Source organism: Pseudomonas sp. PA-6-3C (assembly GCF_021605825.1).
Classification (GTDB): Bacteria; Pseudomonadota; Gammaproteobacteria; order Pseudomonadales; family Pseudomonadaceae; genus Aquipseudomonas; species Aquipseudomonas edaphica.
This window is the reverse complement of the sequence record NZ_WKDV01000034.1, coordinates 45,386-58,200: the sequence shown is the minus strand read 5'-3', so window position 1 is coordinate 58,200 and position 12,815 is coordinate 45,386. Positions and strand designations below refer to the sequence as shown.

Sequence of the window (12,815 nt, the reverse complement as noted above, 5' to 3'; positions counted from 1 at the left end):
CCCACGCTCTGCGTGGGAATGCCACCCCGGACGCTCCGCGTCCCAACTGCTTATGCAGCCGTGAGCCTTGCGCAAGGGTGACGCGGAGCGTCACAGGATGCATGCCCACGCAGAGCGTGGGAACGATCGGACCTGACGGGTCAGGGGGCTTCCTGTTCCAGTTCGATTGATTTTTCAGCTTCTCGCTGATTGCGTGTCTTCATCTCACTCACAATCACCGCCGCCACAATCAACGCCGCGCCGACCATCGCAATCGGCGGAAAACGCTCCCCGGCAATCCGCCCGATCACGCCGGCCCATACCGGTTCGCCGGCATAGATCAACGTGGCACGGGTTGGCGAAACACTCTGCTGCGCCCAGTTCATCGCCACCTGAATCACCGCACTGGTCAAACCCAGGCCCACTGCACTGAACAACAGCAACCAGGAGAAGCCCGGCAGCGCCTCGCCCATCGGCACCACCATCAGGAACGACAGCAACGAGGCCGTGGCCAGTTGCACCACGGTCACTCGCCGCACATCCACCTGCCCGGCATAGGCGCCAATGAGGATAATTTCGGCGGCCACCGCGATTGCGCAGATCAGTGTGGCAATTTCACCGGGGCTGAAGTTCAGAGAGGCACCCGTCGGGCCTGTAAGCAGCATCAACCCGGTAAACGCCAACATGATGCCAATGCTCGGCATCAGGCCTGGGCGACGCCCCAGCACCAGCCACTGCAACAGCGGTACGCAAGGTACATAAAGCGCTGTAATGAACGCCGACTGGCTGCTTGGAATGGTCTGCAGGCCAATGGTCTGCATGCCGTAGCCGAACATGATCGAGGTGCCGATGAATGCGCCGGCTTTCAACTCGAACAAGGTCAGGCCACGCAACGTGCGCAACGAAAAGAACCCCACCACAATCGCCGCCGCCGCAAACCGCAGGCCCACGAAAAACATCGGCCCGCTGACGGTCATGGCGTGTTGCACGAGCAAAAACGTGCCGCCCCAGATCATGGTGATCACCACCAGGATGCATTCGGCTTTGCTGAAACGGTTGAAACGTGGGGAGGCGTTCGGGGCAGTCATGGCGGCTCGGTCTTGCAAGGGAAAGGCACGGACCGCACAATGCGCCGCACGCTGGGCAGTATACTGCGCACACCCACCCATTGAGCAATATAGTGCACAAAGAAAATCCACAACGGGCCTCGGTCCTGCAACACGTCAGCCAGAACGTCCGCCGGCTGCGCCATGCTGCGGATCTGAGCCAGACCGCACTCTCGGAAAAGTCCGGGGTCAGCCGGCGCATGCTGGTGGCCATCGAGGCGGGCGAGAAGAATGTCAGCCTGTCCACGCTGGACCGCGTCGCCGAAGCCTTGGACGTGGCCTTCAGCGACCTTATCCAGGCCCCGGATGCCGGTGATCACAGCCGCATCAACGAGCTGGCCTGGGCCGGCGATATCCCCGGCAGTAAAGCGGTGCTACTGGCCAAGGCCACGGCGCGGCGTGAAGTCGAGTTGTGGGAGATGCACCTGGAACCGGGTGATCGCTACAGCCCCGACCCCGACCCGGACGGCTGGAGCGTGCAGCTGTTCGTGTTCGAAGGCTGCCTGACCTTGCTGGTGGGCGAGGAAGAAAAACACGTGGCGGCCGGTGAGTTCTACATGTTCGCCAGCCGCAACGTGCACGGCTATCGCAATGACGGCGATGTTGCCGTGCGGTTTGTGCGTAACGTGGTGATCTAACTGTTGGCCCGGCAACAGTGGATGCACACTTTGTTGGTTTGAAACGCGTTCAACAGCCTCTTAAAGCCAGCAACCGCCTGATTTTGCTGACGATTAAATTCAGGCATGACTCCTGCAATTGCTCCGGTAACCCATCGGAGCCTGGAGTCGGCCCATGTCAGCCCACCCTCAACAACCTGCCCATATCATCCGCTCGGATGCCGAAGCCATTGAAGTCGCGACGCGCTTGGCCGCGCGGTTTGCCGTTGACGCCAGCGTGCGCGACCGCGAGCGGCGCCTGCCGGTGGCCGAACTCGACGAATTCTCGGCCAGTGGCCTCTGGGGCATCACTATTCCCAAGGCCTACGGCGGCGCCGAGGTGTCTTATGTAACGGTGGCCGAGGTGATCAAGTTGATCTCCGCCGCCGACCCGTCGCTGGGGCAAATCCCGCAAAACCACCTGGGCGTGGTGGACATCCTGCTGCAAACCGCCAGCGAGGAACAAAAGCGTCACTATTTCGGCAAGGTCCTGGCCGGCTATCGTTTCGGTAATGCCTTTTCTGAAGCCAAGAGCAAAAACGCCGGCACCTTCGACACTCAGATTCGTTTTGACGGCGACACGGCCTCTATCAATGGCGAGAAGTTCTACTGCACCGGCGCGCTGTTTGCCCACCTCGTGCCCACGGTCGGCAACAACGAGAACGGCCAGGCGTTTATTGCCTTTGTCGAACGCGATGCGCCGGGCCTAACCGTGATTGATAGCTGGGACGGCTTCGGCCAGCGCACCACCGCCAGTGGCGGCGTGACCCTCGACGGCGTCAGTGTGCCCCTTAGCGCGATCATTCCTGCGCACCAAGCCTTCGACCAGCCCACCGCCAACGGCCCGATCTCGCAGATTATCCAGGCCGCCGTCGACACCGGCATCGCCCTGGGCGCCCTCGAACAGGCGAAAATCCACGCCCGCCAGGCGCGCCCATGGATCGACAGCCAGCAGGATCACGGCTGGCAAGACCCGTTCACCATCGCGGCCATTGGCGATCTGCAATGGCGCGTGCACGGCACCGAAGCGATCCTTGCCAGGGCCGGCAAGGCTGTCGACCTGGCCCTGGCCGAGCCCAACGAAGACACAGTCGCCAACGCCTCGCTGGTGGTCGCCCAGGCCAAAGTGCTGTCGGCCGAAACCGCCTTGCTCGCCAGCAGCAAACTCTTCGAACTGGCCGGCACCCGCTCGGTCACCGGCAAGCACAACCTCGACCGCTTCTGGCGCAACGCACGCACCCACACCCTGCATGACCCGGCCCGCTGGAAATACCACCTGATCGGCAACTTCGTGCTCAACGGCGTGAAGCCTGCGCGCCACGCCTGGAACTGAGGATATTTATTCATGACCGCCCTGAATCAAGCGCGCCAACTGCTGGAAAGTACCCGACGGTTTGTACACGCCAGCGATGACCCGTACGTGATCAGCCGCTTTGGCGACTTGCAGATCCGCGTCGACGTAGCCGCCGCCTTGTTTGAACGCGCTGAAACCCACCCAAGCCCGGTGGCGTTGACCGAAGCACAAATCGCCGCTGCCGAAGCCTTGATTGCCGCCAGTAATGCCGAATTTGAACTCACCGGCCAACGTACCGCGCTGGCGTCGACTCTCGACGACCCACTGCGGCGCAAATATCAGATCGTCGGCAACTACCACCTCAACGGAGTGCTTTGATGTCCCGTGAAATCCGCTTGAATGCCTTCGACATGAACTGCGTAGGCCATCAATCTCCCGGCTTGTGGGCGCACCCGCGTGACCGCTCGTGGCAGTACAAGGATCTGGAGTACTGGACGGACCTCGCCAAAATTCTTGAGCGTGGCAAGTTTGACGGCCTGTTTATCGCCGACGTGCTGGGCATCTACGACGTGTACAACGGCAATGGCGACGCGGCGATTCGCCAGGCCGCACAAGTGCCGGTCAACGACCCGCTGTCGCTGATTGCGCCGATGGCGTTGGTCACCGAACACCTGGGGTTTGGCCTGACCGCTTCTTTGTCATTTGAACATCCGTATCCGTTCGCCCGCAGGCTCTCGACCCTCGACCACCTGACCAAAGGGCGTGTCGGCTGGAACATCGTCACGTCCTACCTGGAAAGCGGCGCCAAGAACCTCGGCCAGAAAGCCCAGACCGAACACGATGCGCGCTACGACTATGCCGAGGAATACCTGGAGGTTTGCTACAAACTCTGGGAAGGCAGTTGGGAAGAGGGCGCCGTGCTGCGTGATCGCGAGCGTCGCATTTTCAGCGACCCGAGCAAAATCCACGAGATCCGCCACGTCGGCAAACACTTCCAGGTGCCCGGCATTCACCTCTGCGAACCGTCGCCGCAACGCACGCCGGTGCTGTACCAGGCCGGGGCCTCCAGCCGTGGCAAGCAGTTCGCCGCCGAACAGGCCGAGTGCGTGTTCGTGGCCGCACCGTCCAAGGTGCTGCTGAAAAAAACCGTCGCCGACATCCGCCGCCGAGCCGCTGAGGCCGGGCGAGATCCGAAGAAAATCCTGATCTTCAACTTGCAAACGGTGATCGTCGGCGAGACCGATGCCAAGGCCAAAGCCAAGTTTGACGAATACAAATCCTACGTCAGCTACGAGGGCGCAATGGCGCTGATCTCCGGCTGGACCGGCATCGACTTCAGCCAGTTCAAGCCCGATGAGCCGCTCAAGCATGTACACACCAACGCGATTCAATCGGCGGTGGAAGCCTTCTCCACGGCGGACCCGAACAAGGTCTGGACGCCCAATGAACTGGCCGATTGGGTTGGCATCGGCGGCTTTGGCCCGTTGTTCGTGGGCGGCCCGGAAACCGTGGCCGACCTGTTGCAGGAGTGGGTCGAAGAGACCGACGTGGATGGTTTTAACCTGGCCTACGCGCTGACCCATGAAACCTTCATCGACGCCGTGGACCTGCTCGTGCCGGAGTTGCAAAAGCGCGGCGTATACAAGACCGAGTACGCCCAGGGCACCCTGCGCGAAAAGTTATTCGGCGACGGTGCGCGGCTGGCCCCAAACCATCCGGGTGCAAGCTACCGCGACCTCAAAGCCAGCGCAATCTAACTGAAGCACCTCGGTCCATGTGGGAGCTGGCTTGCCTGCGAAAGCGGTGGGTCAGCCAGAAATGAGCCAGCTGACACGCCGCCATCGCAGGCAAGCCAGCTCCCACAGTTGATTGGTGTTGATCCACCTGACTAGGCCAGCGGACCACCGCGACCTCAAAGCCACTGCAATCTAACTGAAGCACCTCGGTCCATGTGGGAGCTGGCTTGCCTGCGATAGCGGTGGGTCAGCTGGAAATGAGCCAGCTGACACGCAGCCATCGCAGGCAAGCCAGCTCCCACAGTTGATTGGTGTTGATCCACCTGACTAGGCCAGCGGGCTACCGCGACCTCAAAGCCAGCGCAATCTAACTGAAGCACCTCGGTCAATGTGGGAGCTGACTTGCCTGCGAAAGCGGTGGGTCAGTTAGAGATGAGCCAGCTGACACGCCGCCATCGCAGGCAAGCCAGCTCCCACAGTTGATTGGTGTTGATCCACCTGACTAGGCCAGCGGGCTACCGCGACCTCAAAGCCAGCGCAATCTAACTGAAGCACCTCGGTCCATGTGGGAGCTGGCTTGCCTGCGAAAGCGGTGGGTCAGCCAGAAATGAGCCAGCTGACACGCCGCCATCGCAGGCAAGCCAGCTCCCACAGTTGATTGGTGTTGATCCACCTGACTAGGCCAGCGGACCACCGCGACCTCAAAGCCAGCGCAATCTAACTGAAGCACCTCGGTCCATGTGGGAGCTGGCTTGCCACAGTTGATCGCTGTTGAACCACCTGACCTGGCCAGCGGACCACCGCACGCACACTACTTGAATAGGAGCATTACCCCTATGAGCGTGCACGAACTCAAACGTCCGCAGGCGCTGGAATGGCCTGCCGAACTGCTCGGCAACCTGCCCGAAGCCCTGGAGCATTTGCAGCACTGGGCGCAGCTCACCCCGCTGCACATCGCCCTGCGTCACAAGCGCCAGGGGCAGTGGTATGCCTGGCGCTGGATCGACGTGTTGCGCGACGTCGAGCGCCTGGCCGATGGTTTGCGCCAGCAAGGTTTCAGCGCGCAATCACGCTTGGCCTTAAGCGGCACGTTCGAGCCTGACCTGCTGCTGTTGGCGCTGGCCGCGCAGTCTGCCGGCGGGCAGGTGTTGACCCTGGCCGATGACCTGGAGCCAGAAGCCCTGTACCAACAGCTATGGCGCATTCACCCCAGCCATTCGTATGCCCAGGGGCGGCAGCAGGTGCGGCACTGGCAGTCTGCCAATCTGTTGGATTTCACCCAATTGCTCGGCCCGGCAGACCCGGCGCAACACCTGCAGCGCTGGTGGCAACCGAGCGGTGAAACCGTGTTGTGGAGCGAGGAGGGCACCCACTGGCAAGGCGGCCTGGCGGTAGTCCTGGAGCAATGGTTGAACAGCGGCCACGGCCTGGCTTTTCCGGAAAGCCCGGCCTCGGCCCGACGTGATCGCGGTGAGGTCGCGCCGACCGGCCTGCTGCTGTCCCCCGAGCGTTTACAGCACCTGGCCGACGATATCGAAAGCCGCCTGGCGCCCCACGGCACCTGGCGCCGACGCGTGTGTGAGTGGGCCATCGCTCACCCGCAAAGTGGCCTGCGGCGCCTGTTGAAAAATCGTGTACGCAGGCTGCTGGGCTTCCAACGGTTGACCTATATCTGGCAGCCAGCCAGCGCGCAAAAAACCAGCCGCGATCCAGCATGGCTGGCTGAATTCAAACGGGACATCGCATGAGCCAGACCATTCTCCAGGTGCGCGAGATCTCGCTGTCGTTCAAAGGCGTCAAGGCCATCAATGCCTTGTCCTTTGAGGTGCAGCGCGGCGAAATCTGTGCGCTGATCGGCCCCAACGGCGCCGGTAAAAGTTCGCTGCTCAATGTGCTTAACGGCGTGTACCGCTTCGATGCCGGTGAGATTGTGTTTGAGCAACAACACTTCCACCGCATCGACCCTTTGGGTGCGGCGCGTCGAGGTATCGGGCGTACTTTTCAGAACAACGCACTGTTCAAGAAAATGAGCGTGCTCGACAACATCCTTACCGGCCTGTCGCGGCATATGCGCACCAGCTTTATCGAGCAAGCCCTGGGCGTGCCCCGCGCCCGCCGTGAGGCCGAAGCCTTTCGCCTGCGCGGCCAAGGCATCCTCGAGTTCCTCGAACTGCAAGCGCACCGCGATGTGCTGGTGGGCAACCTCTCTTACGGTTTGCAAAAGCGCGTAGAGCTGGGCCGTGCCTTGATCGCCGGCCCCAGCCTGTTGCTGCTGGACGAGCCCATGGCCGGGATGAACGCCGAGGAAAAACAGGAAATGGCGCGCTTTGTCGCCGACGTCAACCGCGACCTCGACACCACCGTGGTGTTGATCGAACACGACATCGGCGTGGTGATGGGCCTGTCCGACCATGTGGTGGTGCTCGACTACGGGCGCAAAGTCGGCGACGGCACACCTGCGCAGGTGCAGGCCGACCCCGAGGTGATCGCGGCGTACCTGGGAGTTGCACACTGATGACGTTCTTCTTTGAAACCCTGCTCGGCGGCCTGCTCGCCGGCACCATGTACTCGCTGGTCGCCATCGGTTTCGTGCTGATCTACAAGGCCAGCGGCGTGTTCAATTTCGCCCAGGGCTCGATGCTGCTGTTTGCCGCGCTGACCTTTGTCAGCCTGCATGACCAGGGCGTGCCCTTTGCCCTGGCGTTGCTGCTGACGGTAATCGTGATGATCATCGGCGCCTTGCTCATCGAGCGGCTGGTACTGCGCCCGCTGGTGAACCGCTCGCAGATCACCCTGTTCATGGCCACCTTGGGCCTTTCGTTCATCATCGAAGGCCTGGCCCAAGGGCTGATGGGCTCGCAGGTGCGTGCGCTGGACTTGGGCATCGACGACGTGCCGCTGTTTGTCGGGCCGCTGATGCTCAGCCAGTTTGATTTGATCGCCGCGGCGGCTGCCGTGGTGCTGGTAACCGTGCTGGCGTTGCTGTTCAACAAGACTCGCATCGGTGTGTCGTTGCGCGCCGTGGCGGATGACACCACGGCGGCGCTGTCCATCGGCATCAACCTCAACCGTATCTGGCAGATCGTCTGGGCCGTGGCCGGCATTGTCGGGTTGGTGGCGGGGTTGCTGTGGGGCGCGCGCCAGGGCGTGCAGTTTTCCCTTTCGCTGGTGGTGCTCAAGGCCTTGCCGGTGTTGATCATCGGCGGCTTTACCTCGATTGGCGGGGCGATTGTCGGCGGGCTGATTGTCGGCGCGGCGGAGAACCTCGCCGAGGTGTATATCGGCCCGTTGATCGGCGGCGGCATCACGCCGTGGTTCGCTTATGTATTGGCCCTGGCCTTCCTGTATATCCGTCCCGCCGGCCTGTTCGGCGAGCGCGCCATCGAGCGAGTTTGAAACCATGTCGATACCCGTTGTTCAAGAAACCGCGCCGTTATTACTGATTCAGCGGCGCCTGCCTTGGGGCCTGACCGGCTTATTGGCAGTGGCCTTTATCGGGGTGCCGCTGTGGGGCCATGACTATTGGCTCAACGCGATCCTGATCCCGTTTCTGGTGCTGTCGCTGGCCGGTCTGGGCCTGAATCTGCTCACCGGCTATACCGGGCAAACCTCAGTGGGCGCGGCGGGTTTCATGGCCGTTGGCGCGTTTGCCACCTACGGTTTTCTGCTGCGTCTGCCCGAGCTGGGCCTGCCGGTGGCGCTGCTCGGCGGTGGGGTGATCAGCGCGCTGGTTGGGCTGCTGTTTGGTTTGCCCAGCTCGCGGATCAAAGGCTTCTACTTGATGGTCACCACGCTGGCGGCGCAGTTCTTTTTGGAGTGGCTGTTCGTCAAATTCCCCTGGTTCTACAACTACGGTTCCTCCGGGACCATTTCCGCGCCGAAGCTTTCGCTGTTCGGCCATGACCTCAATACGCCGCTGGGCCGCTACTGGCTGACGTTGGTCACGGTGCTGCTGTTGACCTGGACTGCCATCAACCTGGTGCGCAGCCAGGTAGGGCGTAACTGGATGGCAATCCGCGACATGGACACCGCCGCCGCCGTGGTCGGTATCCCGGTAGTGCGCTACAAGCGCCTGGCCTTCGCGGTCAGTTCGTTCTACTTAGGGGTTGCCGGCGCGTTGTGGGCCTTCGCCTACCTGGGCACGGCCAGCGCCAGCAGTTTTGATATCAACCGCTCGTTCCAGATCCTGTTCATCATCATTATCGGCGGCATGGGCAGCATTGCCGGCAACTTTGTCGGTGCGGCATTTATCAGTTTGCTGCCGATTTTTCTCAGCCATGCCGGGCAGGCGCTGTTCGGTGGCTCGGTGGATGCGGGGCAGTTGCAGAACCTGCAGAAAATCATTTTTGGCGTGTTGATCATCGTGTTCCTGATCAAGGAACCCGAAGGCTTGATTCGCCTCTTGCACAACCTGCGTGACCGTCTGCGGCAATGGCCGCTGCGTTTCTGACCTTGATGAGAACTCCTATGCGTACATCCTTGAAACGTTCCCTTGTCGGCGCTGCTTTTGCGTTGGCAGCTTTGGCCGGTGCTGTGCCCCAGGCAATCGCCTCGCCCGACCAGCAATTTATCCCGCTGGCCACCTACCGCGTCGGCGCCTATGCCTCCAGCGGCGTGCAGGTGTGGGCCGGGATGATCGACTACCTGCGTTATATCAATGAGGTCGAAGGCGGCATCAACGGCGTCAAACTGGTGTGGCAGGAATGCGAGACCGAATGGACGGCGGAGAAGGGCATCGAGTGCTACGAGCGCTTCAAGAATGGCCTGGATGGCGCGCCGGTCGCGGTCTACCAGCCTAACGGCGCACCGGCGGCGTATGCGCTGAGCGAGCGTGCGGAAGTCGACAAGATCCCGTTGATTACCCTCGGTTATGGCCGCACCGAAGCCACCGACGGCACGGTGTTTCCGTATAACTTCCCGGTGATGCTGACCTTCTACAGCGAAGCGTCCACACTGGTGAATTACATTGCCCAGCGCGAAGGCGGCTTCGACAAACTCAAGGGCAAGAAGATCGCCACGGTCTATCACGATTCGGCTTACGGCCGTGAAACCCTCGGCCCGTTGAAGTTACTGGCCGAGAAATACGGCTTTGAAAATATCCAGATTCCCGTGGCCGACCCGGGCAACGAGCAGTCGGCGCAATGGCGCCAGGTGCGCCAGGCCAATCCGGACTGGGTGTTTTTGCGCACCTGGGGCGTGTCCACGCCGGTGGCGGTAAAGACCGCTGCGCGCTTTGGCTTCCCGGTTGACCACATCATTGGCGATATCTGGGCCAGTTCCAGCGAAGACGTGCTGCCCGCAGGTGCCGCCGCCAAAGGTTACCTGGCGCTCACGCCTTACCCGGCAGGCGCTGATTTCGAGATCCATAAACGCCTCAAACAGTACATCCTCGACAAGGGCCACAGCGACCTCAAGGACCTGAAAAACTTCGGCAGCGTCTACTACAACTCCGGCCTCGTGAATGCCGCCGTGGCGGTGGAAGCGATTCGCACTGCCCAGGCCAAGTTCGGCAAGCGCCCACTCAATGGCGAGGAAGGCCGTTGGGGCCTGGAACACTTGAATATCGATGATGCGCGCCTTAAAGACATGGGCTATCTGGGCCTGATGCAGAACCTCAAGCTGTCGTGCCGCGACCACGAAGGCGGCGGCTCGGCGCGTGTGCAACAGTGGGACGGCGCCAACTGGACGCTGATCAGCGACTGGATCGCCGCCGACCGTGCGCTGCTGCGCCCGCTGATCGATGAAAAGTCCGCCGCGTTTGCCAAGGAAAAAGGCCTGACGCCGCGTACCTGCACCGGGGATGAATAAGCCATGAGCCAGCCCGCCGCTGAACCTGCGAGCCCGTCACTGTTAAACGTCAATGACATCGAAGTGATCTACGACGGCGCCATACTGGCGGTGGCCGGGGTCTCGCTGCACGTGCCCAAGGGCGCCATCGTGGCGTTGCTGGGTGCCAACGGCGCCGGCAAAAGCACCACGCTCAAGGCCATTTCGGGGCTGGTACGCGCCGAGCGCGCCGAAGTCAGCCGTGGCGTGATCGAGTATGCCGGCCGCGACCTGGCCGGCATCGACCCCAGCCAACGGGTGCGCCAGGGCATGGTCCACGTATTGGAAGGCCGCCATGTGTTCGGCCAACTGAGCGTGGAAGACAACCTGCGCAGCGGCGGCTTTGTGCGGCGCCTGAGCCGCCAAGACATGGAGCACGACCTGGAGCGTATCTACGCCTGGTTCCCTCGGCTCAAGACCAAGCGCCACACCCGCGCCGGGCTGACCTCCGGCGGCGAGCAGCAAATGGTCGCCATTGGCCGCGCATTGATGACTCGGCCGACTTTAGTCTTGCTCGACGAGCCTTCCATGGGCTTGGCGCCGATGATCGTGCAGGAGATTTTCGCAATCATCGCCCAGCTTAACCGCGAGCAACAGGTGAGCTTCCTGATCGCCGAGCAGAACATCAATGTCGCGCTCAACTATGCCTCCCACGGCTATGTGCTGGATACTGGGCGCGTGGTTTTGAGCGGCAGTGCGGCTGAACTGCTGGCGCGGGGTGATTTGCATGATATTTATCTGGGCAAACAGTAAGGGCGAATGTGCATGACTGAATCCATCCGCAACGCTGATGTGCTGATCATCGGCGGCGGCTTGAGCGGCACCATGCTGGCGGTGCAACTGCTGCGCCAGCCTGGCAAGCGGCAGATCCTGGTGATTGAACCACGCGAGGAACTTGGCCGTGGCGAGGCCTACAGTGCCGTCGAACTGGGGCACACCCTGAACGGCAATGCGGCGCGCATGAGTGTCGACCCGGACAACCCCGATGACTTGACCCAATGGCTCACCGACTACATCGGCGCTGGGGGCTGGCCGGAGTCGAATCAGCAGCCTGTACCCATCAGTGAGTTGTTCCCGCCACGCGGGATTTTTGGCGTGTATGCGCAACAGCGTCTGGCTGAGGCCAAGGCGCTCTCGGCTTCCACGGTCGAGCATATTCGTGCCGAGGTGGTCGACTTGCAAGTGGAAGGGGACTCTACTCGGCTGACGCTGGATGACGGCCAACAATTGCGCGGTGCCCAGGCCGTATTGGCCACTGGCATGTTCCCGGCGGCACGCACGCCGCAGACCGAATCCAGCGGCTTGAATGCAGCGGCAGTGGACCCGTGGGACGTCAAGGCCATGCGCCAGATCGAGCCGCAGTCGACGGTGCTGATCATCGGGTCCGGGCTTACCATGGTGGATGCCGTGGTGTCCCTGGAGCAGGCCGGCCATCGTGGGCCAATCGAGATATTTTCGCGCCACGGCCTGCTGCCCCACGTACGCCGGCAACCGCCGAGCTGGGTGGACTTCCTGGCCGACGACCACAACCTGCGCAGCCCTCGACAGTTGCTGCGCGAGGTGCGGCGCCAATGCCAACTGGCGGTGGAACAGGGCATTGATTGGCAAGCGCCGCTGGACACGGTGCGAGCGCATATCGGCCGCTTGTGGAGCCAGGCCAGTGAGCGCGAGAAACGCCAGTTCGTGCGCCATGTAAGGCCGTGGTGGGAGAGCCATCACCATCGCTCGCCGCCATTGAGCGCGCAGTTGGTGGCGCGGTTGCATGCAGAAGGACGGCTGCGGATTCAGGCGGCGTCGTTCAAGGGGCTGGTGGCGTCGGACAACGGGGTGACGATCAAGCTGCGACGGCGCGGCGAACAAGCCGTCACTCAAGTGTCGGGCGCTGCGTTGATTAACTCCAGCGGTATTGAGTACGACTGGCGGCGAGTGGCCAAACCGCTGCCGCAGCAGTTGCTCAAACGTGGGTTGATCAAGCCTGGGCCGTTGGCGTTGGGAATTGCGGCGGATACATCAGGTGCAGTGCTGGATGCTCAAGGCCAGGTCAGCCAACGCCTGTTTGCCATGGGCCCGCCCTTGCGGGGGATGTGGTGGGAGAGCACGGCAGTCACCGACGTGGCGATTCAAGCCAAGGCCCTGGCCGCCAAACTCACCTCAGCATGAATGTGGGAGCTGGCTTGCCTGCGATAGCGGTGGGTCAGGCACAGCTGTTCTAACTGAC

General features: G+C 62.0%; 12 protein-coding genes. 11 read left to right on the top strand and 1 reads right to left on the bottom strand.

What is annotated here, in order from left to right; all coding sequences use genetic code 11:
• Positions 1 to 140: 140 nt before the first annotated feature.
• Complete coding sequence (locus tag GIW48_RS21250) at positions 141 to 1,067, bottom strand: DMT family transporter (RefSeq protein WP_170040693.1); 927 nt, start codon at positions 1,065 to 1,067, stop codon at positions 141 to 143.
• A 92-nt stretch (positions 1,068 to 1,159) separates the two neighbouring features.
• Between GIW48_RS21250 and GIW48_RS21245 the strand changes: the two genes are divergently transcribed.
• From GIW48_RS21245 to GIW48_RS21195, 11 genes are all read left to right on the top strand, one after another.
• On the top strand, positions 1,160 to 1,723 hold the full coding sequence (locus GIW48_RS21245) for a helix-turn-helix domain-containing protein (RefSeq protein ID WP_017137542.1): 564 nt from the start codon (positions 1,160 to 1,162) through the stop codon (positions 1,721 to 1,723).
• A 154-nt stretch (positions 1,724 to 1,877) separates the two neighbouring features.
• Positions 1,878 to 3,074, top strand: a complete 1,197-nt coding sequence (locus GIW48_RS21240) for an SfnB family sulfur acquisition oxidoreductase (protein ID WP_169988207.1) — start codon at positions 1,878 to 1,880, stop codon at positions 3,072 to 3,074.
• A gap of 12 nt (positions 3,075 to 3,086) precedes the next feature.
• Positions 3,087 to 3,413, top strand: a complete 327-nt coding sequence (locus tag GIW48_RS21235) for an acyl-CoA dehydrogenase (protein ID WP_138453846.1) — start codon at positions 3,087 to 3,089, stop codon at positions 3,411 to 3,413.
• Positions 3,413 to 4,792, top strand: a complete 1,380-nt coding sequence (locus tag GIW48_RS21230; RefSeq protein WP_017137544.1) for an LLM class flavin-dependent oxidoreductase — start codon at positions 3,413 to 3,415, stop codon at positions 4,790 to 4,792. Before GIW48_RS21235 ends, GIW48_RS21230 begins: the two co-directional genes overlap by 1 nt.
• Positions 4,793 to 5,607: 815 nt before the next feature.
• Positions 5,608 to 6,519, top strand: a complete 912-nt coding sequence (locus GIW48_RS21225; protein WP_236462260.1) for an AMP-binding protein — start codon at positions 5,608 to 5,610, stop codon at positions 6,517 to 6,519.
• Positions 6,516 to 7,286 carry an ABC transporter ATP-binding protein gene (locus GIW48_RS21220; RefSeq protein WP_236462263.1) on the top strand — a complete coding sequence of 257 codons (771 nt, stop codon included), beginning with the start codon at positions 6,516 to 6,518 and terminating at the stop codon, positions 7,284 to 7,286. The genes GIW48_RS21225 and GIW48_RS21220 overlap by 4 nt, the downstream gene beginning before the upstream one ends.
• Positions 7,286 to 8,167: a branched-chain amino acid ABC transporter permease gene (locus tag GIW48_RS21215; protein ID WP_034106908.1), complete on the top strand. Its 882-nt coding sequence runs from the start codon at positions 7,286 to 7,288 to the stop codon at positions 8,165 to 8,167. Before GIW48_RS21220 ends, GIW48_RS21215 begins: the two co-directional genes overlap by 1 nt.
• A gap of 4 nt (positions 8,168 to 8,171) precedes the next feature.
• Positions 8,172 to 9,221: a branched-chain amino acid ABC transporter permease gene (locus GIW48_RS21210; RefSeq protein ID WP_236462266.1), complete on the top strand. Its 1,050-nt coding sequence runs from the start codon at positions 8,172 to 8,174 to the stop codon at positions 9,219 to 9,221.
• Positions 9,222 to 9,238: 17 nt separating this feature from the next.
• Positions 9,239 to 10,579, top strand: a complete 1,341-nt coding sequence (locus GIW48_RS21205; RefSeq protein WP_017137549.1) for an ABC transporter substrate-binding protein — start codon at positions 9,239 to 9,241, stop codon at positions 10,577 to 10,579.
• Between the two features lie 3 nt (positions 10,580 to 10,582).
• Positions 10,583 to 11,350, top strand: a complete 768-nt coding sequence (locus GIW48_RS21200) for an ABC transporter ATP-binding protein (protein ID WP_017137550.1) — start codon at positions 10,583 to 10,585, stop codon at positions 11,348 to 11,350.
• A 12-nt stretch (positions 11,351 to 11,362) separates the two neighbouring features.
• Entirely contained in the window at positions 11,363 to 12,757 is a 1,395-nt protein-coding gene (locus GIW48_RS21195) for an FAD/NAD(P)-binding protein (protein ID WP_236462270.1), read from the top strand.
• Positions 12,758 to 12,815: the final 58 nt, after the last annotated feature.